General features: G+C 69.7%; 18 protein-coding genes. 15 read left to right on the top strand and 3 right to left on the bottom strand.

Features of this window, described 5'->3' with window-relative positions:
• Positions 1 to 86: 86 nt before the first annotated feature.
• Together KAK03_RS15655 and KAK03_RS15660 are read right to left on the bottom strand one after the other, a co-directional pair.
• The gene (locus tag KAK03_RS15655; RefSeq protein WP_210855042.1) at positions 87 to 566 is read right to left on the bottom strand and encodes a disulfide bond formation protein B; all 480 of its coding nucleotides are present in this window, start codon (positions 564 to 566) and stop codon (positions 87 to 89) included.
• Positions 567 to 568: 2 nt separating this feature from the next.
• Positions 569 to 1,030 carry a RidA family protein gene (locus tag KAK03_RS15660; RefSeq protein ID WP_210855044.1) on the bottom strand — a complete coding sequence of 154 codons (462 nt, stop codon included), beginning with the start codon at positions 1,028 to 1,030 and terminating at the stop codon, positions 569 to 571.
• Between the two features lie 53 nt (positions 1,031 to 1,083).
• Here KAK03_RS15660 and KAK03_RS15665 point away from each other — a divergent pair, with 53 nt between their 5' ends.
• The 6 genes from KAK03_RS15665 to KAK03_RS15690 all read left to right on the top strand — a co-directional run bounded on the left by KAK03_RS15665 (position 1,084) and on the right by KAK03_RS15690 (position 13,307).
• Positions 1,084 to 3,603 (top strand): DNA internalization-related competence protein ComEC/Rec2, encoded by a 2,520-nt coding sequence (locus tag KAK03_RS15665; RefSeq protein ID WP_210855046.1) that lies wholly within the window; start codon positions 1,084 to 1,086, stop codon positions 3,601 to 3,603.
• Positions 3,600 to 5,033, top strand: a complete 1,434-nt coding sequence (locus KAK03_RS15670; RefSeq protein WP_210855048.1) for a circularly permuted type 2 ATP-grasp protein — start codon at positions 3,600 to 3,602, stop codon at positions 5,031 to 5,033. Before KAK03_RS15665 ends, KAK03_RS15670 begins: the two co-directional genes overlap by 4 nt.
• A gap of 32 nt (positions 5,034 to 5,065) precedes the next feature.
• Complete coding sequence (locus tag KAK03_RS15675; RefSeq protein ID WP_210855050.1) at positions 5,066 to 6,019, top strand: alpha-E domain-containing protein; 954 nt, start codon at positions 5,066 to 5,068, stop codon at positions 6,017 to 6,019.
• A 102-nt stretch (positions 6,020 to 6,121) separates the two neighbouring features.
• Complete coding sequence (locus tag KAK03_RS15680; RefSeq protein ID WP_210855052.1) at positions 6,122 to 9,679, top strand: transglutaminase family protein; 3,558 nt, start codon at positions 6,122 to 6,124, stop codon at positions 9,677 to 9,679.
• 60 nt (positions 9,680 to 9,739) lie between these two features.
• The gene (locus KAK03_RS15685; protein ID WP_210855054.1) at positions 9,740 to 12,346 is read left to right on the top strand and encodes a circularly permuted type 2 ATP-grasp protein; all 2,607 of its coding nucleotides are present in this window, start codon (positions 9,740 to 9,742) and stop codon (positions 12,344 to 12,346) included.
• Positions 12,347 to 12,356: 10 nt separating this feature from the next.
• Positions 12,357 to 13,307, top strand: coding sequence for a transglutaminase family protein (locus KAK03_RS15690; RefSeq protein ID WP_247661198.1), 951 nt, complete (start codon positions 12,357 to 12,359; stop codon positions 13,305 to 13,307).
• Between the two features lie 79 nt (positions 13,308 to 13,386).
• On the opposite strand, the gene KAK03_RS15695 is transcribed toward KAK03_RS15690, so the two are convergent.
• A complete protein-coding gene (locus KAK03_RS15695; protein WP_210855058.1) occupies positions 13,387 to 15,069 on the bottom strand; it encodes an electron transfer flavoprotein-ubiquinone oxidoreductase in 1,683 nt (560 codons plus the stop codon).
• 202 nt (positions 15,070 to 15,271) lie between these two features.
• Between KAK03_RS15695 and KAK03_RS15700 the strand changes: the two genes are divergently transcribed.
• The 9 genes from KAK03_RS15700 (at position 15,272) to KAK03_RS15740 (ending at position 25,070) form a co-directional block, all read left to right on the top strand.
• Entirely contained in the window at positions 15,272 to 15,805 is a 534-nt protein-coding gene (locus KAK03_RS15700) for a heme NO-binding domain-containing protein (RefSeq protein WP_210855060.1), read from the top strand.
• A gap of 34 nt (positions 15,806 to 15,839) precedes the next feature.
• Positions 15,840 to 17,987 (top strand): putative bifunctional diguanylate cyclase/phosphodiesterase, encoded by a 2,148-nt coding sequence (locus KAK03_RS15705; RefSeq protein ID WP_210855062.1) that lies wholly within the window; start codon positions 15,840 to 15,842, stop codon positions 17,985 to 17,987.
• 51 nt (positions 17,988 to 18,038) lie between these two features.
• On the top strand, positions 18,039 to 18,821 hold the full coding sequence (locus KAK03_RS15710) for an SDR family oxidoreductase (protein ID WP_210855064.1): 783 nt from the start codon (positions 18,039 to 18,041) through the stop codon (positions 18,819 to 18,821).
• 1 nt (position 18,822) lies between these two features.
• Positions 18,823 to 19,461, top strand: a complete 639-nt coding sequence (locus KAK03_RS15715; protein ID WP_210855066.1) for a YceH family protein — start codon at positions 18,823 to 18,825, stop codon at positions 19,459 to 19,461.
• Positions 19,462 to 19,471: 10 nt separating this feature from the next.
• Positions 19,472 to 19,891, top strand: a complete 420-nt coding sequence (locus KAK03_RS15720; protein WP_210855068.1) for an acyl-CoA thioesterase — start codon at positions 19,472 to 19,474, stop codon at positions 19,889 to 19,891.
• 445 nt (positions 19,892 to 20,336) lie between these two features.
• Positions 20,337 to 21,575, top strand: a complete 1,239-nt coding sequence (locus tag KAK03_RS15725; protein ID WP_210855070.1) for a branched-chain amino acid ABC transporter substrate-binding protein — start codon at positions 20,337 to 20,339, stop codon at positions 21,573 to 21,575.
• A gap of 98 nt (positions 21,576 to 21,673) precedes the next feature.
• A complete protein-coding gene (locus KAK03_RS15730) occupies positions 21,674 to 22,693 on the top strand; it encodes a branched-chain amino acid ABC transporter permease (RefSeq protein WP_210855072.1) in 1,020 nt (339 codons plus the stop codon).
• 272 nt (positions 22,694 to 22,965) lie between these two features.
• A complete protein-coding gene (locus KAK03_RS15735; RefSeq protein ID WP_210855074.1) occupies positions 22,966 to 24,273 on the top strand; it encodes a branched-chain amino acid ABC transporter permease in 1,308 nt (435 codons plus the stop codon).
• Positions 24,270 to 25,070 (top strand): ABC transporter ATP-binding protein, encoded by an 801-nt coding sequence (locus KAK03_RS15740; protein ID WP_310738628.1) that lies wholly within the window; start codon positions 24,270 to 24,272, stop codon positions 25,068 to 25,070. The genes KAK03_RS15735 and KAK03_RS15740 overlap by 4 nt, the downstream gene beginning before the upstream one ends.
• Positions 25,071 to 25,074 lie beyond the last annotated feature (4 nt).

The following is a 25,074-nucleotide window of genomic DNA, read 5'->3' on the forward strand; positions in this document are numbered from 1 at the left end:
ATGGCAGCGGCAGCGCTGCCCAGGGCAGCGTGCATCATCGCTGTGCATTGTCGCGCGGCGCTTGACCCGCGTCAGCCTCGCGGGCTTCAGCGGCGCAGCGCGGCCAGGCAGGCCAGACCGGCCAGTGCGAACAGCGCCAGGCTCCAGAAGGCGTAGGGCACGCCCAGCAGGTTCACCGCCGCGTCGGCACAGGAGGCCATCGGCATGAACACCTCGGGCGCCAGGTCCAGCAGGCCCAGGCCATCGAGGATGCGGTCGGCCAGCGTCAGGTTGCACGAGGCGCTGGCCGCGGCCACGAAGTGCTGCCACAGCGCCGCCGCCACGCCGCTGAGCGCCAGCAGCATGCCCAGCCCGGCCAGCGGCTTGCGCAGCGGCTCGACCGCCGCGCCCAGCAGCGCGGCGGCGCCCAGCACCAGGAAGATCAGGCGCTGCAGCGTGCACCAGGGGCAGGGCGGCATGTCGAAGCGGTACTGCGACAGCAGCGCCAGGCCCACCGCGGACCAGCAGGCCAGCGCGGTCAGCAGCAGCAGCGGCCGCGGACGGGCCAGGGTGCGGACCAGCGACATCGTCAGGCCTTGAGCTCGGCGATCAGCTCGATCTCGACACAGGCGCCCAGCGGGATCTGCGCCACGCCGAAGGCGCTGCGCGCATGGGCGCCCACCTCGGGGCCGAAGACCTCGGCCAGCAGCTCCGAGCATCCGTTGGTGACCAGGTGCTGCTCGGTGAAGGTGGGCGCGGAGTTCACCAGGCTCATCACCTTGACGATACGTACCACGCGGTCCAGGTCACCGCAGGCGGCCTGCAGCGTGCCCAGCAGGTCGATCGCGATCGCCCGGGCCGCGGCCTTGCCTTCTTCCGTGCCCATCGTCAGGCCCAGCTGGCCCACCCAGGGCTTGCCATCCTTCTTGGCGATGTGGCCGGACAGAAAGACCAGCGAGCCGGTCTGGACAAACGGCACATAGGCGGCGGCGGGCACGGCCACCGGCGGCAGGGTGATGCCCAGGCTCTGCAGGCGGGCGGCAACGGACATGGATGGCTCCTTTGGGGGAGAGGCGAATGCGGGCCGCGATCCTACACTGCGCCATGGCCGCCGCGACGCCCGACGCCCGCTGTGCAGTCCCCCTGACCCGGCAGCCGCAGCCCTGGCAACTGGCGGCGTGGCCGGTGGTCTGGATGCTGGGGCTGGCCGGGCAGTTGCAGCAGGCCGAGCTGCTGCCGCCCGGCGTGGCATGGGCGGTGCTCGGGCTGGGCACCGCCTGTCTGGGACTGGCGGCGGCCTGGTCCCGACGCGGTGGCCCCTGGCCCGCGCTGCTGCTGGCCACCGGCCTGCTGAGCGTGGCGGCGGGCAGCACCGACCTGCGCGCCGACAGCCGCCTGCAGGACCGGCTGGCCCCGGCGCTGGAGGGCCGCGACCTGCGCCTGCAGGGTCGTGTCCAGGGCCTGGTGCAGGTGCAGGCCGACGGCCTGCGCTTCGCCTTCGAGCCTGACCCCGCCGCGCCGTTGCTGGACGAGTCCGAAGGCCCGCTGAGCACGCCCCTGCCCAGCCGCCTGTGGCTGGTCTGGCCCACCGCCGACGGCGCGCTGGCGGCCCCCGCCGCGCTGGCCGCGGGCGAGGCCTGGCGTCTGCCGGTGCGCCTGCGTTCACCGCATGGCCAGCTCAACCCGCAGGGTTTCGATGCCGAACTGTGGGCCTTCGAGCGTGGCCTGGGCGGCTTTGGCCAGGTGCGCACCGGCCGCGGCGCGGTGGCCCAGCGTCTGGGTCCGCCGCGCTGGTGGGTGCCCGAGGAAGCGCTGGGCTGGTTGCGCCAGCGGGCCCGCGACCGCATCTTGCTGTCCGGCCCCGACCCGGCCACGGTGGGTGTGCTGGCGGCGCTGGCGATCGGTGACCAGTCGGCGATCGGGCCGGCGCAGTGGGCGGTGTTCCGCGACACCGGCGTGGCGCACCTGATGTCGATCAGCGGCCTGCACATCACGCTGTTCGCTGCGTTGGCGCAGGCGCTGCTGGCGGTGGTGTGGCGGCGCTGGCCCGCTGGCGTGGCGCGCTGGCCAACGCCCTGGGTGGCCCGCTGGGGCGGGCTGGCCCTGGCGGCGGCCTATGCCGTGCTGTCGGGCTGGGGCGTGCCGGCCCAGCGCACCGTGGGCATGCTGGCACTGGGGGTGGCGATGGCGCATGTCGGCTGGCGCTGGCCGGCGCTGCTGCGGGGCGTGTGGGCGGCCGCGGGCGTGGCCACGCTCGATCCCTGGGCCTTGCTGCAACCAGGGTTCTGGCTGTCCTTCGTGGCCGTGACCTGGCTGTTGGCGGCCGATCCCGAGCCCCGCGCGGCCAGCGGGCCGGGTTGGCGACGCATAGGCGCGGCGCTGGCCCAGACCTGGCGCACCCAGTGGGTGGTGGGCCTGGGCCTGGCGCCGCTGGTGGTGCTGTGGTTCAACCAATGGTCGCTGGCCGCCTGGCCGGCCAACCTGGTGGCCGTGCCCTGGGTGACCTGGGTCATCACGCCGCTGGCGCTGCTGGGCTTGCTGTGGCCGCCGGTCCTGACAGTCGCCGCCGTGCTGCTGGCGCCGCTGCTGTGGCTCACCGACGCATTGGCACAAGGCCATTGGGCCAGCCTGGCGGTGCCGGCCGGGCCCGGCTGGCTGGTCGCGCCGGCGATGCTGGGGGCGGGATTGGCCGTCTGGCGCCTGCCCCGGCTGGTGCAGGCCCTGTCCCTGCTGCTGGCCCTGCCGGTGCTCTGGCCGGCGCAACGCCTGCCAGCGCCCGGCCACTGGTGGGTGCAGGCGCTGGACGTGGGGCAGGGCAGTGTGGCCCTGGTGCGCACGCGCCATCACCTGCTGGTCTACGACGCCGGGCCCGCCCAGGGCGAGGGCGAAGACGCCGGCGAGCGGGTGATCTGGCCGGCGCTGCGGGCGCTGGGCGAGCGGCAGATCGACGAACTGTTGCTGAGCCACGGCGACCTGGACCATATCGGCGGTGCAGGCAGCCTGCTGCGCCGGCTGCCGGTGGCGCGGCTGCGGCATTCGCTGGACCCATCGCATCCGCTGCTGGCGGACCGAACCGGCGCCCAGCCCTGCCAGGCCGGCCAGGCATGGGTCTGGGATGGCGTGCACTTCGAGGTGCTGTGGCCGCCCGAACCCGGCGCCCGCCGCCAGGGCGCCACCAATGCGGCCAGCTGCGTGCTGCGCGTCGATGATGAGCAGGGTCGCGCCCTGCTGTTGACCGGTGACATCGGCGTCGCCGAAGAAGCCGCGCTGGCCCCCGGCCTGGCGGCGCGCCCGCCACTGTCGGTGCTGCTGGTGCCGCACCACGGCAGCCGCAGCTCCTCCTCCGACGCGCTGCTGGGCGCCACGCGGCCGACCGTGGCCGTGATGCAGCTGGGCTACCGCAACCGCTACGGCCACCCGCATCCCGAGGTGATGGCCCGCTATCGGGCGGCGAGCATCGATGTGGTGCGTACGGATGTCTGCGGCGCCTGGCGGTGGGATGATGCTGGTGCATCGTGCACCCGCGATGTGCATCGCCGCTACTGGCACCATCGGCCATCCGATGTGCCGCCCCCGCCGGCTGGTGCGCTTGTTGCTAAGCCGGAGGCAGGAGAGACCGAATGAGACCCAGCTTCGACGAGATGCAGGCCACCAGCACCACGGTGCGCCCGCATTACAAGACCTACGACCAATGGCTGGCCCGCCAGCCGCGCGATGGCATGCAGGCGCGGCGCGAAGAGGCGGAGATGATCTTCCGCCGCGTCGGCATTACCTTTGCCGTCTACGGTGACAAGGACTCGGGGGAGGGCACCGAGCGCCTGATTCCGTTTGACCTGATCCCGCGCGTCATCCCCGCCCATGAATGGCGCGAGATGGAGAAGGGCCTGCGCCAGCGCGTCACCGCACTCAACCGCTTCATCCACGACATCTACCACGGCCAGGAGATCCTCAAGGCCGGCATCGTGCCGCGCGAGCAGATCCAGAACAACGCCCAGTTCCGCCCCGAGATGATGGGCGTCGATGTGCCGCAGGACGTGTACTCGCACATCGCCGGCATCGACATCGTGCGCGCTGCCCAGCCTGACGGCAGCGGCACCTACTATGTGCTGGAGGACAACCTGCGCGTGCCCAGCGGTGTCAGCTACATGCTGGAGAACCGCAAGATGATGATGCGGCTCTTCCCCGAGCTGTTCGCCCAGCACCGCGTCGCACCGGTGGCGCACTACCCCGACCTGCTGCTCGAAACCCTGCGCAGCGTCGCGCCGCGCCAGGTGGCCGACCCCACCGTGGTGGTGCTCACCCCCGGCATGTACAACTCGGCCTACTTCGAGCACGCCTTCCTGGCGCAGCAGATGGGGGTGGAACTGGTCGAGGGCCAGGACCTGTTCGTCAAGGACCGCACCGTCTTCATGCGCACCACGCAGGGCCCCAAGCGGGTGGACGTGATCTACCGCCGCATTGACGACGACTTCCTCGACCCGCAGGTCTTCCGCAAGGACTCCACGCTGGGCTGCGCCGGTCTGGTCGACGCCTACAAGGCCGGCAACGTCACGCTGAGCAATGCGATCGGCACCGGCATCGCCGACGACAAGTCGATCTACCCCTACGTGCCCAAGATGGTGGAGTTCTACCTCGGCGAGAAGCCCATCCTGCACAACGTGCCCACCCACCTGTGCCGCGAGAAGGACGACCTGGCCTATGTGCTCGACCACCTGGACGAACTGGTGGTCAAGGAAGTGCACGGTGCCGGCGGCTACGGCATGCTGGTCGGCCCGGCCGCCACCCGGGCCGAGATCGAGGACTTCCGCGCCCACCTCGTGGCCAACCCCAGCAACTACATCGCCCAGCCCACGCTGAGCCTGTCGACCTGCCCCACCTTCGTCGACAGCGGCATCGCGCCGCGCCACATCGACCTGCGTCCCTTCGTGCTCTCGGGCACCGAGGTGCAGATGGTGCCCGGCGGCCTGACGCGCGTCGCCCTGAAAGAGGGCTCGCTGGTCGTCAACAGCAGCCAGGGTGGCGGCACCAAGGACACCTGGGTGCTCGAGAACTGACCCCCCGATCGGCCCCTTCAGGAAACAAGAACATGCTCTCTCGTACCGCCGATCACCTGTTCTGGATGTCCCGCTACATGGAGCGGGCCGAGAACACGGCCCGGATGCTCGATGTCAACTACCAGACCTCGCTGCTGCCCCAGTCCAGCGACACCGCCGAGCAGGGCTGGCGCGGTCTGCTGTCGATCTCCGAACTGACCCAGGACTACCAGGCCCGCTATGGCGCGATCGACGCCGCCCGGGTGCAGGACTTCATGGTCCGCGACGAACGCAACGCCTCGTCGATCCTGTGCTGCCTGCGCGCCGCGCGCGAGAACGCCCGCGCCATCCGCGGCACGCTGACCACCGAGGTCTGGGAGACCACCAACCAGACCTGGCTGGAGTTCAACCGCCTGCTCAAGGACGGCCTGCTGGCGCGCGACCCGTCGGCGCTGTTCGAGTGGGTGAAGTTCCGCTCGCACCTCTCGCGCGGCGTGACCGTGGGCACGATGCTGCAGGACGAGGCCTTCAACTTCATCCGCATCGGCTCCTTCCTGGAGCGCGGCGACAACACCGCCCGCTTGCTGGACGTGAAGTTCCACGCGCTGCAGGGCCACCCGGCCGGCGACAGCGGCCCGCGGGGCGGTGAGCAGGACTTCTACCACTGGTCGGCGATCCTGCGTTCGGTCTCTGCCTTCGAGATCTACCGCAAGGTCTACCGCAACGTGATCGAGCCGCCCAAGGTGGCCGAGTTGCTGATCCTGCGCGCCGACATGCCGCGCTCGCTGGCCCATTGCACCGGTCAGGTGCTGCGTAACCTCAAGCGGGTGGCCAACCAGCAATCGGCCGAGACCCTGCGTCTGGCCGGCCGGCTGGCCAGCGACCTGGAATACGCGCGCATCGAGGAGATCCTCGAGACCGGCCTGCATGCCTACCTGAGCCAGTACCTCGACCGCGTGGGCGATCTGGGGGCGGGCATCAGCCGCGACTTCCTGGTGCCGTCCTGAGCGTCACGACCTGATCACCGTCGACGGCGATCCTCGGGTGCACCTGCATCGGGGGGTCGCGTCGTCGCCAGTCCGAGATTCGATTTCCACCAAGGAACGCCCGTGTCCATCCACGTCGCCCTCAAGCACGTCACCCATTACCGCTACGACCGCCGCGTGGGGCTGTCGCCGCAGATCGTCCGGCTGCGGCCGGCGCCGCACTGCCGCACGCCCATCCTGTCGTACTCGATGCAGGTCGAGCCGGCCGGCCACTTCATCAACTGGCAGCAGGACGCCTTCGCCAACTACATGGCGCGCCTGGTCTTTCCCGAGAAGACCACCGAGTTCAAGGTCACCATCGACCTGGTGGCCGAGATGTCGGTCTACAACCCCTTCGACTTCTTCCTGGAGCCCGAGGCCGAGCACGTCCCCTTCGCCTACACCGACAGCCTGCGCGCCGAGCTGGCGCCCTACCTGGTGGTCGAGCCGGCCACGCCCCGGCTGGCCGCGCTGCTGGCCAGCGTGCCCACCGAGAAGACCCGCACGATCGATTTCCTGGTGGGCCTGAACCAGCGCCTGCAGCGCGACATCGCCTACACGATCCGCATGGAACCGGGCGTGCAGACGCCCGAGGAGACGCTGACCAAGGGCAGTGGCTCCTGCCGGGACACCGGCTGGCTGCTGGTGCAGATGCTGCGCCACCTGGGCCTGGCGGCGCGCTTCGTCTCGGGCTACCTGATCCAGCTGGCGCCCGACGTCAAGGCCCTGGATGGCCCCAGCGGCACCGAGGTCGACTTCACCGACCTGCACGCCTGGTGCGAGGTCTACCTGCCGGGTGCCGGCTGGATCGGCCTGGACCCCACCTCCGGCCTGCTGGCCGGCGAGGGCCACATCCCGCTGGCCTGCACGCCGCAGCCCAGCAGCGCGGCCCCCATCTCCGGCGCGGTGGACGAGTCCGAGGTCAGTTTCGGCCACGAGATGGGCATCACCCGCATCTGGGAATCGCCGCGCGTCACCAAGCCCTACACCGAGGACCAGTGGGCGCGCGTGCTGCGCCTGGGCGAGCAGGTCGATGCCGAGCTGCAGGCCGGCGACGTGCGCCTGACCATGGGCGGCGAGCCCACCTTCGTCTCGGTGGACGACCGTGACGGCGCCGAGTGGAACACCGACGCACTGGGCCCCACGAAGCGCCTGTATGCCCAGGACCTGGTGCAGCGCCTGCGGGCGGAGTACGGCCAGGGTGGCTTCCTGCACTACGGCCAGGGCAAGTGGTACCCCGGCGAGCAACTGCCCCGATGGGCGCTGTCGATCTGCTGGCGCGCCGACGGTCAGCCCTGCTGGAACGACCCGTCGCTGTTCGCCGACGAGCGCGACCCGCATGCCTACACCTCGGCCGATGCCAAGCGTTTCCTGCTCGCCCTGACCCGCCGCCTGGGCCTGAGCACCGATTACATCCAGACCGGCTTTGAAGACACCTGGTACTACCTGTGGCGCGAGCGCCGGCTGCCGGTCAACGTCGATCCGTTCGACTCCCGCCTGGACGACGAACTGGAGCGCCTGCGTCTGCGTCGCGTCTTCGACCAGGGCCTGGACCACGAGGTCGGCTATGTGCTGCCGATCAAGGTCGACGAGGGTCCGGGCCTGAGCGGCACCCGCTGGGTCACCGGCCCCTGGTTCTTCCGCGACGAGCGCATGTACCTGTTCCCCGGCGATTCGCCGATGGGCTACCGCCTGCCGCTGGACTCGCTGCCCTGGGTGGGCAAGGGCGAGTACCCCTTCCTGCACGAACACGACCCCTTCGCGCCGCGCGACGCGCTGCCGGCCGCCAGCCGGCTGAAGGCGCAGTTCGCCCATGAGGTGGGCGGCGAACAGGGCTATGCCGCTCACCGCGTCGGCGGCGGCTTTGCCGAGGGCGGCACGGTGGCGCTGCAGTCGGCCGACCTGGACGGCGCTGGTCTGGCAGGCGCTGGCGCTGCCGCCGACCTGGGCGTCGGCACGGGTCAGGGGCAGGGCGAGCGGGTGCCCGGCCAGGGCGACGCCGGCGCGGCGCCCGGCGCTGCCTCCGTGCCGCTGGACCAGCGCCCTGAGCGTTTCCAGAGCGCCCACTGGATCACCCGCACCGCGCTGTGCGTGGAGGTGCGCGATCCGCGCCGCGCCAACGGCCCCAAGGCCGAGGCGGTCGGCCAGGCCAGTGGCGTGATGTACGTCTTCATGCCGCCGCTGCAGCGCCTGGAGGACTACCTGGCGCTGCTGGCCGCGGTGGAAGCCACGGCGGCCGAACAGGGCGTCAAGCTGGTGCTGGAAGGCTACCCGCCGCCGCGCGACCCGCGCCTGAAGCTGCTGCAGGTCACGCCGGATCCGGGCGTCATCGAGGTCAACATCCATCCGGCCCATCGCTGGAGCGAGGTGGTCCAGCACACCGAGTTCCTCTATGACGCCGCCTGGCGCTCGCGCCTGTCGACCGAGAAGTTCATGCTCGATGGCCGCCACACCGGCACCGGCGGCGGCAACCACATCGTGCTGGGCGGCGCCACGCCGGCTGATTCGCCCTTCCTGCGCCGCCCGGACCTGCTGGGCTCGCTGCTGGCCTACTGGCACAACCACCCCAGTCTCAGCTACCTGTTCAGCGGTCTGTTCATCGGCCCGACCAGCCAGGCGCCGCGGGTGGACGAGGCGCGCAACGACCAGCTGCGCGAGCTGGAGATTGCGCTGGGCGAAATCGAGCGCAGCAAGGCGCTCTACGGCCAGGACATGCCGCCGTGGCTGGTCGACCGCACGCTGCGCAACGTGCTGGTCGACGTGACCGGCAACACCCACCGCAGCGAGTTCTGCATCGACAAGCTCTACTCGCCAGACAGCAGCACCGGTCGCCTGGGCCTGCTGGAACTGCGCGCCTTCGAGATGCCGCCGCATGCCCGCATGAGCATCGTGCAGCAACTGCTGCTGCGCGCCCTGATCGCCCGCTTCTGGACCACGCCCTACCGTGCGCCGCTGGTGCGCTGGGGCACCGAGTTGCATGACCGCTTCCTGCTGCCGGCCTTCGTGCAGATGGACTTCGCCGACGTGATGGAGGAGATGCAGCAAGCCGGCTACGCGATGGAGCCCGGCTGGTTCGCGCCGCACTTCGAGTTCCGCTTCCCGAAGATCGGCGAGTTCGCCGCACGCGGCGTGCACGTCACGCTGCGCAGCGCGCTGGAGCCCTGGCATGTGATGGGCGAGGAGGGCGCCACCGGCGGCACGGTGCGCTATGTGGATTCGTCGCTGGAGCGGCTGGAGCTGCGCGTCAGCGGCCTGGTCGATCCGCGCCACCGCATCACCGTCAATGGCGTGGGCGTCGACCTGCAGCCCACCGGGCGGGCCGGCGAGTTCGTTGCTGGCGTGCGCTACCGTGCCTGGCAGCCGCCGTCTGCGCTGCATCCGACGATCGGTGTGCACGCGCCACTGACGGTGGACCTGATCGACACCTGGATGCGCCGCTCGCTGGGCGGTTGCCAGTACCACGTGGCGCATCCGGGCGGCCGCAACTACGTCACCTTCCCGGTCAACGCCTATGAGGCCGAGAGCCGCCGTCTGGCGCGCTTCTTCGCGATGGGCCACACGCCGGGCACCGTGGACGCGCCGATGCCGGAGCGCAGCCTGGAGTTCCCGTTCACCCTCGACATGCGCCGCGCCGGGCGCTGAGATCGGGCAGCGTTCGTGGAGGCGGACCAGCCGGCGCCGCAGGCAAGGCATCATTGGGGCATGCAACCGCAGCAGCCCAGCCTCCTGCCCGATGACGCCGTCGTCGACCCTGTGGCGTTGGCGCTGGCGGCCGCCGTGCGCGGGCGTGAGGGCCATTTCAGCGAGCTGCTGGGCCGGCTGGGAGAGGCTGGCGCGCCGCTTGCCGGCATGGCGCCGCTGTGGCGTGATTTCTTCACCGCCATCGGCGCCGAGGGCTGGGCCGACCTGCCGGCCCGCCAGGCGCGCATCCAGCGCCGCGTGCTGGAGGATGGCGCCACCTACAACGTCTATGCCGACGGCGGCCAGAGCCAGCGTGCCTGGCCGCTGGAGTCGCTGCCCACGCTGATCGGTCCCGACGACTGGGCGCAGATCGAGCGCGGCGTGGCCCAGCGCGCGCGCCTGCTCGATGCCGTGCTGCGCGACGCCTACGGCGAGCGCCGCCTGCTGGAGGAGGGCCTGCTGCCGGCTTCGCTGGTGCTGGGCCACCCGCAGTACCTGCGGCCGATGCATGGTTGCCGCCCGGCCGGCGATGTCTTCCTGCACGTGGCGGCCTTCGACCTGGTGCGCGGCCCCGAGGGCCGCTGGTGGGTGGCCGCGCAGCGCACCCAGGCGCCGTCGGGCCTGGGCTACCTGCTGGAGAACCGCCTGATCGTGGCGCAGCAGTTCCCCATCGCCTTCCGCGAGTTGCGCGTGCAGCGGCTGGCCTCCAGCTTCCTGGGCATGCTGCAGGGCCTGATGCGGCTGTCGCCGGCTGGCGAGCGCTCGCGCGTGGTGCTGCTCACCCCCGGCCCGGCCAACGAAACCTATTTCGAGCAGGTCTTCCTGGCCCGCTACCTGGGCATCGCACTGGTCGAAGGCGCCGACCTGACGGTGCGCGCCAACCGCGTCTACCTGAAGACCCTGCACGGTCTGGAGCGGGTGCACGTGGTGCTGCGCCGGGTGGATGACGAGTACCTCGACCCGCTGGAGCTGCGCCCTGACTCCGCGCTGGGCGTGGCCGGCCTGTTGCAGGCGCTGCGGGCCGGCGAGGTGGTCGTGGCCAACGCGCCCGGCGCCGGCTGGCTGGAAAGCCCGGGCCTGGCGGCCTTCTGGCCGGCGGTGGCCGAGCGCCTGCTGGGCGAGCCGCTGGCCCTGCCCGCGGTGACCACCTGGTGGTGTGGCGAAGAAGCCGTGTGGCAGGACCACCGCGCACGTCTGGGCGACTTCATCGCCGTGCCCACCTTTGCCCCCGGCCCAGGGCGGCCGGGCCTGGTGCCGCAGCGGGTGGCGGCGCTGGATGCCCGGGCGCGTGCCGCGCTGCTGCAGCGCATTGACGACGACCCTGCTGCCTGCACACTGCAGGCGCCGATGCGCGGCGCCGAGACCCCGGTCTGGCGCGAGGGCCGCCTGCTGGCGCGCAGCGCGGTGCTGCGCGTGTTCGCCGTGGCCGATGGCCGCGGCGGCTGGCGCGTGGTCCCGGGCGGCATGGCCCGCGTGGCGGCCGAGGGCGATGGCGGCGCCAACCCCTGGCTGTCGATGCAGCATGGCCACAGCAGCGCCGACACCTGGGTGCAGACCGGGGGCGAGGTCGACCCGACCAGCCTGCTGCCGCGCCCCTTGAGCGCCGCCGACCTGGCCAGCTGGCACCGCAGCGTCACCAGCCGCTCCGCCGAAAACCTGTTCTGGCTGGGCCGCTACAGCGAGCGCGCCGAGAACTGCGTGCGCCTGGCCCGCCTGACGCTGGAGGCGCTGACCGGCTCGCTGATCACCGGCGCCTCGGCCGAGGTGCTGGGCGTGCTCGACACCCTGGCCCGCCACCACGGGCTGGTGGGCACCGGCGTGCCCACGCCGCAGCAGTCGGTGCGGGTGTTCGAGCGGGCGCTGGTGCATGCGCTGGGCGACGCCCAGGGCGCCACCAGCGTGGCCTACAACCTGCAGGCCCTGATGCGCTGCGCCCAGGCCCTGCGCGAACGCCTGTCGCCCGAGCACTGGAAGTTGATCCGCGAGGTCGGCGAGCACTTCGACCAGCACCTGCGTGCTGCGCTGGACACCGCCGCCGCCGAGCCACTGGCCGACGTGATGGGCGTGCTGGCACGCGCCGCCACCCATCTGGCCGCGATCACCGGCGCCCAGACCGACCGCATGACCCGCGACGATGGCTGGCGCCTGCTCAGCGTGGGCCGGCAGATCGAACGCCTGGACTTCCATGCCCATGCGCTGGCGCTGGGCATCGAGCGTGGCCTGCACCGCCGTGACGAGGGCTTCGCGCTGCTGCTGGGTCTGTTCGATTCCACCATCACCTACCGCGCCCAGTTCCAGGCGCGGCGCGAGTTGCCGCCGCTGCTGCACCTGCTGGTGCACGACACCGACAACCCGCGTGCCCTGGCCTGGGTGGCGCGCACCATGCGCGACCGCTTCATCAAGTTGTCGCGCCACGATGCCGCCTGGGCGCAGGAGGTGGCCGCGACGCTGCCGCGGCCCGAGGACTGGCCCCTTGAGCTGATCAGCACCCCGGATGACGCCGGCGGCCATGCGCCGCTGATCACGCTGCTCGCGCAGTGCGGGCAGCAGGTCAGGGGGCTGTCGGATGCGCTGGGCCAGCGCCTGTTCTCGCATGTCGGTCCGGCAGACCGCATGGTCTGGCAGTGAAGGGCGGACGATGACCGGGGCATTGCGCTGGCTCAGCATCTGCCACGACACCCATTACGACTACGAGCTGCCGGTGGAGCTGGCCCATCACGTGGCCTGTCTGGTGCCGCGCAGCAGCGAGACCCAGCTGGTGCGCGCCTGGGACCTGAGCATCGACCCCACGCCCGACGAATGGCTGGCGCTGGCTGGTCCGGCCGGCCAGGCGCTGCCGCCCAGCCAGGTCAGCTTGGACCCCTGGGGCAATGGCCGCATCACCTTCAGCCACTCGCGGGTGCACGACAAACTGCGGGTGCGCAGCCGCTTCGAGGCCGGCCTCAGCGCGCCGCCCGCCATCGACCCGGACAGCAGCCCCGCCTGGGAATCGGTCGCCGAATCATTGCGCTACCACGCCGGCACCACCCACCGCGAGGCGGTGGAGTTCACGCTGGGCACCGAACTCGCCCCGCGCGACCCGCAGCTGGCCGCCTACGCGCGCCTGAGTTTCACGCCGGGCCGCCCGATGGCCGCCGCCGCCTTGGACCTGATGGCGCGGGTGCACGACGACTTCGCCTACGGGCACGGCGCCACCGATGCCGGCACCACGGCGGTGGCAGCGCTGGCGCTGCGCCGGGGCGTCTGCCAGGACTTCGCCCATGTGATGATCGGTGCCTGCCGCTCGCTGGGCTTGGCGGCGCGCTATGTCAGCGGCTACCTGCTGACCCAGCCGCCGCCGGGTCAGCCGCGCCTGGTGGGCGCCGACGCCTCGCACGCCTGGGCAGCCCTGTGGTGCCCCGAGCAGGGCTGGCTGGCGCTGGACCCCACCAACCGGGTGCCGGCCGGGCTGGACCACGTCACACTGGCCTGGGGCCGCGACTACGCCGACGTGGCGCCGCTGCGCGGCGTGATCCGCGGCGGCGGGCGGGTGCAGCCGCGGGTGGCGGTGACGGTGCAGCCGCTGGACGAACCCGCCGCGGGGGCATGAAAAAGGCGCCCGGTGGGGGCGCCGCTGCGGGGTCGCTGACGCGGGTCACATGCCCGCGTTGCAGTTCGACTGACGCGGGTCACATGCCCGCGTAATTCGGACCGCCACCACCTTCCGGGGTCACCCAGGTGATGTTCTGCGTCGGGTCCTTGATGTCGCAGGTCTTGCAGTGCACGCAGTTCTGCGCGTTGATCACCAGCTGATCGGCGCCGTCCTTGTTCACGAACTCGTAGACGCCGGCCGGGCAGTAGCGGCCCTCGGGGCCGGCGTACTTCGTCAGGTTCACCGCCACCGGCACCGCGGCATCGGTCAGGCGCAGGTGGGCCGGCTGGTTCTCCTCGTGGTTGGTGTTGCTGATGAACACCGAGGACAGGCGGTCAAAGGTCAGCTGGCCATCGGGCTTGGGGTAGTCGATCTTCTGACACTGGTCCGCCGGCTTCAGGCAGACATGGTCGGGCGTGTCGTTGTGCAGCGTCCAGGGCGGCACCGGCATGCCCAGCTTGGGCATCAGCCACTGCTCGATGCCCGTCATCAGCTTGCCCACCGTCTGGCCCTTCTTGAACCAGAGCTTGAAGTTCTTGGTGCGCTGCAGTTCCTCGTGCAGCCAGCTGGCCTCGAAGGCGGCGCTGAAGGCGCTGAGTTCATCCAGGCTGCGGCCGGCCTGCAGGGCCTCGAACAGCGCCTCGGCGCAGAGCATGCCGCTCTTGATCGCCGCGTGGCTGCCCTTGATGCGTGCGGCGTTCATCGTGCCGGCATCGCAGCCCACCAGCGCACCACCCGGGAAGACCAGCTTGGGCAGGGCCTGCGGCGTGCCGTTGTTGATCGCCCGCGCACCGTAGCCGATGCGCTTGCCGCCTTCGATGTGGGCGCGGATGGCCGGGTGGGTCTTCCAGCGCTGCATCTCCTCGAAGGGGCTCATCCAGGGATTGGCGTAGTTCAGGCCGATGACATAGCCCAGCGTGACCTTGTTGCCCTCCAGGTGGTAGAGGAAGCCGCCACCGAAGGTGTCGTCGGTGATCGGCCAGCCCGCGGTGTGCACCACCTTGCCGGGCTGGGCCTTGTCGGCCGGGACCTCCCAGAGTTCCTTGATGCCGATCGCAAAGGTCTGCGGATCTTTGCCCTCGGTCAGCCTGAAGCGCTGCAGCAGCTGCTTGCCCAGGTGGCCGCGGGCCCCCTCGGCGAAGATGGTGTACTTGCCCAGCAGCTCCATGCCGAGCTGGAAGTTGTCGGTGGGCTCGCCGTCCTTGCCCAGGCCGACGTTGCCGGTGGCCACGCCCTTGACGCGGCCCTGCTCGTCGCAGACCAGCTCGGCCGCGGTGAAGCCGGGGAAGATCTCGACACCCAGCGCCTCGGCCTGCTCGCCCAGCCACTTGGTGACCGCGCCCAGGCTGATCACGTAGTTGCCGTGGTTGTGGAAGCAATCGGGCACCAGCCAGTCGGGCGTGCGGGTGGCGCCGTCGGCCGACAGGAACAGGATGTCGTCGCTGGTGACCGGCTGGTTCAGCGGCGCGCCGCGGTCCTTCCAGTCGGGAAACAGCTCGGTGATCGCCCGCGGGTCCATCACCGCGCCCGACAGGGTGTGGGCACCGGGCTCCGAGCCCTTTTCCAGCACCACCACGCTGATCTCGGCGCCTTTTTCAGCGGCCAGCTGCTTCAGGCGGATCGCGGTGGACAGGCCGGCCGGGCCGCCGCCGACGATCACCACGTCGTAGTCCATCGAGTCACGGGGGCCGAACTGGGCGAGGAGTTCTTCGGAAGTCATGGTGTTCCTGGAGAGGTCGTGCAGGGGCCGCCCTGGCGGGCGCTGGGCGTGATTCTATCGGCTGCTGGCCAAAAAAAGCACGATCGTTCGAATTTCGTCGGAGATAAGCGCCACACCAGGGCTGCAGTTCGTTGCGACGGTGGAACGATGGCGAACTAACATCGCCGCGAGGTGCGGATTCGCCGCGCGTCAAGGAGTGGCCATGCTGGGCATGGTGTTCACCGAATTCATCGAGATGGTCGAGGCCCGCTTCTCCCCGGAAGTGGCCGATGCGGTGCTGGCCGACGCCGGCCTGGCGCATGGCGGTGCCTACACGGCCGTGGGCTACTACCCGGCCGAGGAACTGCAGGCCATGGTCCTGGGCCTGGCCCGGCGCAGCGGGCATTCGGCGGACGAACTGGTGCGCAGCTTCGGCAGCCACCTGGCGCAGCGCTTCAGCCAGGCGCACGGCCACTATTTCGCGGCCCACCGCCATCCTTTCGATCTGATCGCGGCGATCGACGGCCACATCCACGTCGAGGTGCGCAAGCTGTACCCGCAGGCCCAGCTGCCTCACTTTGACGTGCTGGAGCGCTCATCCACGCAGATGCGCATGCGCTACCGCTCGGAGCGGCGCCTGCAGATGCTGGCCCTGGGCCTGATCGAGGGCGTGATGGCGCACTACGGTTGCCGCGGTCGCGTGAGCATGGCCGCGCTGGACGACGGCGCCGAGTTCCTGCTGGAGGACCTGACATGAGCGCGGCCGCTCCACGCGCACCCGGGGCTGCACGATGAGCGATCAGGTCCCGCCCACCGAACCGATGCCGCTGCCGCTGTCCGACGAGGCGGTGGTGCTGTCGCGGCGTCTGGAGCGCGAGCGTCTGGCCCGCAAGTCGGCCGAGGCGCTGCTGATGAACAAGAGCCGCGAGCTCTTCGACGCGCTGCAGCAGGCCCGCGAGTCCGAGCACCGCCTGCAGATGGCGCTGTGGGCCAGCGGCGAAGGCATCTGGGAATGGTCGGCCCAGGCCGAGCGCTTCGAGGTGCATGGCCTGTTCATCGATGGCGTCGAGGTGGCCTGGCCCGACGTGGGCGGCCGCGCCTTCATTGATCTGGTCCACCCGGACGACCGCGACTCGATGACCCTGGCCTGGCGCCTGCACCTGGCCGGTGCCCGCGAGGACGTGGACATGGCCTACCGCATCCAGCTCGCCCCGGGCGAGCGCTGGGTGCGCGTGCGTGGTCGGGCCTTGGAGCGCGACGACCTGGGCCGCCCGGTGCGGGTGGCCGGCACCATCAAGGACATCACCGCCCAGCGCGAATCGGAGCAGTCGCTGCACCTGCTGGCCACCGCCTTTGCCAGCACCCACGACGCGCTGCTGGTGGTGGACGACGAGGGCCGCGTGGTCGAGGCCAACAAGGCCTTCAGCCAGTTGTCGGGCTACACGCCCTGGCAGGTGCGGGGCGAACTGCTGTCGCGCTTCATCGGCCTGCCCGACACCTCGTCCGAGGGCAGCGGCTGGCGCGGCGAGGCGCGCCTGCGCGCCCAGCCGGGCGAGGTGCCGGTGGCGGCCACGGTCACCTTCGTGGCCGGGCATGCGGGGCAGAGCGCCTGCCGCATCGTCTCGATGCACGACATCAGCGAGCGCCTGAAGGCCGAGACCCTGCTCGCCCGCCAGGCGCTTCAGGACAGCCTGACCGAGCTGCCCAATCGCGCGGCCATCCAGAAGCACCTGGAGGAGCGGCTGCACCAGAGCAGCGGCGACTCCTTCGGTCTGCTGTTCATGGACCTGGACGGCTTCAAGTCGATCAACGACAGTTTCGGCCATGGCGCCGGCGACATGGTGCTGCAGGAAGTGGCCCGGCGCCTGACGCGTGCACTGCCCGAGGCCTTCATCGGCCGTTGGGGCGGCGACGAGTTCGTGCTGGTGCTGGCGCCTGGCAGCGGCGACTTCGAGGTGCGCCAGAGCGCCCAGGTGCTGCTGGCCACGATGGCCTCGCCCTTCGGCGTGGGCTATGCGCAGGACATGATGATGAGCCCCAGCATCGGCGCGGTGCTGCATCCCCATGACGGCATCGACGCCCAGACCCTGCTGCGCAAGGCCGATGCCGCGATGTACACCGCCAAGGAGCAGGGCAAGAACTGCCTGCGCATGTACGAGCCGCAGATCGAGGAAGGCGCGATGCGCCGGGTGCGCCTGCAAAGCCTGCTGCGCATCGACGCCGAGCGCAGCGGTTTCAGCTTCGTCGTGCAACCCAAGGTCGACGCCCAGCGTCAGCCGCAGGGGGCCGAGCTGCTGGTGCGCTGGAGCACGCGCGACTTCGGCGTGGTGTCGCCCGCCGAGTTCATCCCGATGGCCGAGCAGACCGGCGCCATCGAACTGCTGGGCCGCCAGGCCCTGCATTCGGCGGCCCGCCTGGCGGCCGAGCTGGGCCGGCGCGGCCGGGCGATGCCGGTGGCGGTGAACCTGTCGCCGAAGCAGCTGCTGAATCCGTCCTTCGAGCGCATCGCCTTGCACGCCTGCCAGCGCCACGGCGTGCTGCCGTCGGCGCTGGAGCTGGAGCTGACCGAATCGGCGCTGACCGAGTCGGCCGTCTATCCGCTGCTGGGCCGGCTGCGCCGCCACGGCTTCAGCCTGGCGCTGGACGACTTCGGCACCGGCTATTCGTCGCTGTCGCACCTGCTGAAGCTGCCGTTCCAGAAGGTCAAGATCGACCGCGCCTTCGTGGCCGAAGCGCTGAACAACAACAAGGCGCTGGTGGTGATCCGCGGCACGCTGGACATCTGCCGTGGCCTGGGTCTGCGCACCGTGGCCGAAGGCGTCGAGACCGACGAGCAGTTCGAACTGCTGCGCTCGCTGGGCGTGGACGAATTCCAGGGCTACCTGTTTGACCGCCCGATGCCGCAGGACGATTGGCTGGCCCAGCTGTTCACATGCTAGGCTGTCGCTTGGTCATGTGAAAGGACGGCGGCACGGCTGCCGTGAAGAACAATGAGCTACCAGATCGACCTCTCGGGCCGTGTGGCCCTGGTGACCGGCGCCTCCAGCGGGCTGGGCGCGCAGTTCGCGCGCACCCTGGCCAAGGCCGGCGCCGCCGTGGTGCTGGCCGGGCGCCGCACCGAACGCCTGAAGACGCTGCGCGCCGAGATCGAAGGATCGGGCGGCGACGCCCACGTGGTGGAGCTCGACGTCACCGACGTCGACAGCATCAAGTCGGCCGTGGCCCACGCCGAGACCGAGACCGGCACGCTCGACATCCTGATCAACAACTCGGGCGTCAGCACCACCCAGAAGCTGCTGGATGTCACGCCGGACGACTACGACTTCGTCATGGACACCAACACCCGCGGCGCCTTCTTCGTCGCGCAGGAGGTGGGCCGGCGCATGATTGCCCGCTCGCGTGGCGCGGCGCCGGGCACCTTCACCGGCGGGCGCATCGTCAACATCGCCTCGATGGCCGGCCTGCGCGTGCTGAGCCAGATCGGGGTCTACGCGATGAGCAAGGCGGCCGTGGTGCACATGACCCGCGCGATGGCGCTGGAGTGGGGCCGCTTTGGCGTCAACGTCAATGCCATCTGCCCGGGCTACATCGACACCGAGATCAACCACCACCACTGGCAGACCGAAGCCGGCCAGAAGCTGGTGCAGATGCTGCCGCGCAAGCGTGTGGGCCAGCCGCAGGATCTGGACACCGCCCTCTTGATGCTGTGTGCCAACGAGAGCCATTTCATCAACGGCGCGGTGATCCAGGCCGACGACGGCTTCGGCATCTGACGTGCTGCGCCCGCTGACGAAGCTCGAGCTGCGCGTGCTCGGGGTGCTGGTCGAGAAGCAGCGCACGGTGCCCGATACCTACCCGTTGTCGCTGAACGCGCTGGCGGCCGGCTGCAGCCAGAAGACGGCCCGCCACCCGGTGATGGACGTCACCGAGGCCCAGGTGCTGGAGGCGGTGGATGACCTGAAGCCGCTGAACCTGGTGATCGAGGTCAGCGGCGCGCGCGTTGCCCGCTACGAGCACAACCTGGCCCGCGTCTATGGCGTGCCCAGCCAGTCGGCCGCGCTGCTGGCCACGCTGATGCTGCGCGGTCCGCAGACCGCGGCCGAGCTGCGTCAGAACGCCGAGCGTCTGCACCGCTTCGCCGACACCGGCTCGGTCGAGGCCTTCCTGGACGAGTTGGCCGCGATGGACCCGCCGCGGGTGCGTCGCCTGGAGCGCTCACCCGGTGCGCGCGAAGCGCGATGGGCCCATCTGCTGGGCGACGAGCCCCTGCCGGAAGCCGCCGGTGCCCCCGCCAGCCTGCCGCCCGATGACGTCCCCGGGCTGCACGCCGAGGTGGCACGGCTGTCGGACGAGGTGCGCGCCCTGCGCGAGGAACTGGCCGAGATCAAGCGCCAGCTGGGCCTGACACCCTGACGGAGACCGCATGCGTTTCACGCTGCCCGAGCACAAGACCCTCAGCCACGAAATGGTCATTCCCATCCGCTGGGGTGACATGGACATGATGGGCCACGTCAACAACACGGTCTACTTCCGCTACATGGAGATCGTGCGTATCGAGTGGCTCAGCGCCATCGGCGGCCAGCCCAACCCGGCCGGCCAGGGCCCGGTCATCGTCAACGCGTTCTGCAACTTCATCCGCCAGCTCGAGTACCCGGGTGATGTGCTCGCCCGCCACTACGTGGCCAACCCGGGCCGCAGCAGCTTCGACACCTTCATCACGCTGGAGCGCACCGACCAGCCCGGCGTGATCTACGCCGAGGGCGGAGCCACCACCGTCTGGATGGACTTTCCCAGCGGCAAGTCCACGCCCATGCCCGACTGGCTCAGAGCGAAGATCGGCTGACTACCCTGACCGGCCGTTGGGTCGACTGCGGCGGTGTGGCGCGGCGGGCGAGGGGGAATTCGCTTGTCCTCATGTCCCCCGGCCTGCGGCCTCCTCCTTGACTTCGGCCAAGCGAACTCCCCCTCACCCGCTACCGACGTTCCCGCACTGCTCGCGCGAGCAGTCCCGAAACGGTGCCAAGCGAGGTGGGGGAAAGGGGTCGAACGAAGTCAAGGAGGAGGCCGAAGGCCGGGGGACATGAGAGAGACCCCTTTCCCCCACCTCGCCTCAACCACCTCCGCGGGCAATGACTGCCTACGGCAGTGAGCGGTCGCCCGATTGAGGCCCTGTTTGTCCCCCCCGTGACAGGCTTTAGTGGTAGTCCCTGAAGCTCAATCGCCGGAGCATCCGCTACCGTTCGCGTCGATCGCCCCTTGTGATCACCACCGAACCATTGGAGACCCGGATGAAGTTCACTCGCAAGCTCTTTGGCATCTCAGTCGGCGCCGCCATCGCCCTGTCGAGCACGGTGGCGTTCGCGCAGAAGGGCGAGACCGTCAAGATCGCCTGGATCGACCCGCTGTCGGGCCTGATGGCGCCGGTGGGCCAGAACCAGGTCAAGACCTTCCAGTTCCTGGCCGAGCACTTCAACAAGAGCAATCCGGCCGGCGTGAAGTTCGAGATCATCACGATCGACAACAAGCTCAGCCCCGCCGAGAGCCTGAACGCGCTGAAGTCGGCCATCGACCAGGGCGTGCGCTACATCACCCAGGGCAACGGCTCCAGCGTCGCGCTGGCGCTGGTGGATGCGGTCAACAAGCACAACGAGCGCAACCCCGGCAAGGAGGTGATCTACCTCAACCACGCCGCGGTTGATCCGGACCTGACCAACAGCAAGTGCAGCTACTGGCACTTCCGCTTTGATGCGGACACCTCGATGAAGATGGAAGCGCTGACCACCTTCATCAAGGACCAGCCCGACACCAAGAAGATCTACCTGCTGAACCAGAACTACTCGCACGGCCAGCAGGTCAGCAAGTACGCCAAGGAAATGATGGCGCGCAAGCGCCCGGACATCCAGTTTGTCGGCGACGACCTGCATCCTCTGGCCCAGGTCAAGGATTTCGCGCCCTATGTGGCCAAGATCAAGGCCTCGGGTGCCGACAGCGTGATCACCGGCAACTGGGGCTCCGACCTGACCCTGCTGGTCAAGGCCGCCAACGACGCCGGCCTGAACATCAAGTTCTACACCTACTACGCCTCGGTCAGCGGCGCGCCCACCGCGATCGGCGCCGCCGGTGCCGGCCGGGTGTACATGGTCGCCTACGGCCATTCGAACATGGCCGACCCGATCGGCAAGCTGGGTGATGCCTTCAAGGCCAAGTTCAACGAAGACCTCTACACCCAGGCGGTCTACAACGAACTGCTGATGCTGTCGTCGGCCATGGCCAAGGCCAAGTCCACCGACCCGGTCAAGGTGGCTGCGGCCATGGAAGGCATCGGCATCAAGGGCTTCAACGGTGACGTCGAGATGCGCAAGACCGACCACCAGCTGCAGCAGCCGCTGTACATCTCGGTCTGGCAGAAGACCGACGCCAAGAACAAGTACAGCGTCGAGAACACCGGCTTCACCTTCGCGCCCGTCAAGGCCTACGATTCCTACGTGTCGAGCACGCCCACCTCGTGCCAGATGAAGCGCCCCTGAGGTGCTGATCGTCCACCGCCGTCCCTGGCGGTGACCTGCCTGCACAGGCCCGGGGGAGTCGCCTCCGCCCGGGCCTCGTCGTTTCGTGACGCGCCACCGTGGACCAGATCCTGATCAACCTGCTCAACGGCGTCAGCTCCGGGCTGCTGCTGTTCATGCTGAGCTCGGGCCTGACGCTGATCTTCAGCATGATGGGCGTGCTGAATTTCGCCCATGCCAGCTTCTACATGGTGGGTGCCTACGCGGCCTACACGCTGACACCGCTGATCGGCTTCACGGCGTCGCTGATCGTCTCGCCCTTGCTGGTGGGCGGCCTGGGGGCGCTGTTCGAGCGTACCGCCTTGCGCCGGGTGCACAAGTTCGGCCACGTGCCCGAGCTGCTGATCACCTTTGGCCTGAGCTATGTGGTGGGCGAGGTGGTGGCGCTGATCTGGGGCCGCTCGCCGCTGACCTTTGACCCGCCCACCTGGCTGCAGGGGCCGGCCTTCACCATCGTGCAGTCGGCGCAGTCGGGCCTGTCGCTGGCCCTGGGCGCGGCGCCGGCCGAGGTTTGCAACGCAGTGGGTGCGGCCTGTTCGCGTTTTCCGCTGACGCGGGCCTTCATGGCGGTGGTGGCACTGGGCATGCTGGTGTCGCTGTGGCTGCTGCTGACCCGCACCCGCATCGGCCTGGTGATCCAGGCGGCGCTGACCCATCCGGAGATGGTCGAGGCGCTGGGCCACAACGTGCCCCGCGTCTTCATGCTGGTGTTCGGCAGCGGCTGCGCGCTGGCCGGGCTGGCCGGCGTGATCGGCGGTGTCACCTTCGTCACCGAACCCAACATGGCCAACATCGGCCCGATCATCTTTGCCGTCATCGTGATCGGCGGCATGGGTTCACTCAGTGGCGCATTCGTCGGCTCGCTGGTGGTGGGCCTGCTGCAAACGCTGCCGCTGACCGTGGACGCCAATGGCGTGGACATGTTCCGCCTGATCGGCGTGAGCATTGCCCCGGACAGCCCCGCCATGGCGCTGCTGCGCATCAAGCTGTCCGAAACGGCGCAGATCCTCCCGTACCTGGCGCTGGTGCTGATCCTGATCCTGCGGCCCAAGGGCCTGCTCGGTACGCGGGAAGGTTGAGAGCCTGTGAAGACATGAATCACGCCCGCGTGGGGCCCCAGAAAGGCCCCAATCTAGACGTGAAGCCGACGCGGGGTTGGGCCCCGCCGAGGCTTCACAACGACGAGTGGGGCCTTTCTGGGGCCCCACCCGAAGGGCCGGGGTGTCCCGAGGCCGTGGCGGGTGTTGCGCCGCTGGCCCGGGCAGCAAGCCCGGGCTGCACGACGCGCCTACGCCACGGCCTCGGGACACCCCGGCGCGGGCGCGATTCATGTCTTCACAGGCTCTGAGCCATGCATCACACCCGCGAATCCCGCCCCAACTTCCACTTCAAGCCCTGGAACGTCGGGCGCATCCTGATCTGGGGCCTGTATGCGCTGGCGCTGGCCGTGGCCCCGCTGTGGTGGACCAGCAGCTTCGGGCAGACGATGCTCAGCCAGATCGGCATCGGCATCATCGTCTGCCTGGCCTACAACGTGCTGCTGGGCCAGGGCGGCATGCTCAGTTTCGGCCACGCCGTCTACAGCGGTCTGGGCGCCTACCTGGCAATCCACACCCTGAACAAGGTGGGCGCCGGCACGCTGGGCCTGCCGGTCAGCCTGGTACCGCTGGTGGGAGGCCTGGGCGGCCTGTTCTTCGCTGCGGTGCTGGGCTGGGTGACCACCAAGAAGTCGGGCACCACCTTCGCGATGATCACGCTGGGCGTGAGCGAACTGGTGTGGTCGATGTCGCTGATGATCCCCGAGTTCTTCGGCGGTGAGGGCGGCGTCTCGGGTAACCGGGTGGTCGGCGAGAAGGTGCTGGGCATCAGCTTCGGACCGCAGATCCAGGTCTACTACCTGATCGCGGTCTACTGCTTCATCAGCACGGCGGCGCTGTTCGCGCTGACGCGCACGCCGCTGGGCCGGATGCTCAATGCGGTGCGCGACAACCCCGAGCGGGTCGAGTTCATCGGCTACTCGACCCAGCGTGTGCGCTACCTGGCCTTCATGATCTCGGGCTTCTTCGCGGGCATCTCGGGCGGCCTGGCGGCGATCAACTTCGAGATCGTCACCGCCGAGGTGGTGGGCGCGGCCCGCTCCGGGGCCTACCTGCTGTTCGTCTTCCTGGGCGGCGCGACCTTCTTCTTCGGCCCCATCCTGGGCGCGGTGCTGATGGTCGTGGCCCTGGCGCTGCTGTCCGAGATCACCAAGGCCTGGCTGCTCTACCTGGGCCTGGTCTTCGTGCTGATGGTGATGTATGCGCCCGGCGGCTTCGCCAGCCTGATCATGATGAACCTGCGCGTGGCCGCCTTTGGCAAGCTGCGCCAGCTGTGGACCGCCTACCTGGCACTGGGCGGTGCCGGCGCGGCGGTGCTGCTGGGCGTGGCGGCGATGATCGAGATGATCTACCACCTGCAGCTCAATGCGGCGCTGGGGCCGAAGCTGCCCTTCATGGGCGCGATGATCGACGCCAGCGGCACCGATGCCTGGGCTGGCGCCGTCTTCGTCACGCTCACCGGCGTGGGCTTGTTCGAACTGGCGCGGCGCCACTTCGCCCATGAATGGGGCGAGGTGCAGGAAGACATCGAGAAAGAGATCAAGCGGAGGGAGACGCTGTGAACGCGCCCACCCAGAGCCCATCCTCGGCCCCCTACGCGCTGGAGTTGCTGGACGCTTACAAGCGCTTCGGCAAGACCGAGATCATCCGCGGCGCCACGCTGCAGGTGAAGCCCGGTGAGCGCGTGGCCATCATCGGCCCCAATGGCGCGGGCAAGTCCACGCTGTTCAACCTGATCTCGGGCCGCTTCGGCCTGTCCAGCGGCGAGATCCGCCTGCATGGTCAGCGCATCGACGGCCTGGCGCCCTACGAAATCAACCGCCGCGGTCTGTCGCGCAGCTTCCAGGTCAGCAACCTGTTCACGCGCCTGAGCGTGTTCGAGAACCTGCGCTGCGCCGTGCTGTGGTCGATGAAGCAGCGCTACAGCTTCTGGCGTTTCCTGGCCGACCTGCACGAGGTCAATGACCGCGCCGAGGAAGTGCTGGAGATGATCAAGCTCGACAGGCGGCGCGACCAGCTGGCGATGAACCTGACCTATGCCGAGCAGCGCGCGCTGGAGATCGGCATCACCATCGCCGGCGGCTCCAGCGTGATCCTGCTGGACGAACCCACCGCCGGCATGAGCAAGAGCGAGACCAAGCGCTTCATCCAGCTGATCCGCGAGGTCACCGAGGGCAAGACCCTGCTGACCGTGGAGCACGACATGGGCGTGGTCTTCGGCCTGGCGGATCGCATCGCGGTGGTGGTCTACGGCGAGGTGATCGCCTTCGACACCCCCGAAGCGGTGCGCGCCAACGCCAAGGTGCAGGAAGCCTACCTGGGCAGCGTGCTGGCCGAGACGCAGGCGGCAGGAGCGTGACGAT

The organism is Ideonella alba (assembly GCF_018069845.1).
GTDB lineage: Bacteria > Pseudomonadota > Gammaproteobacteria > Burkholderiales > Burkholderiaceae_C > Ideonella > Ideonella alba.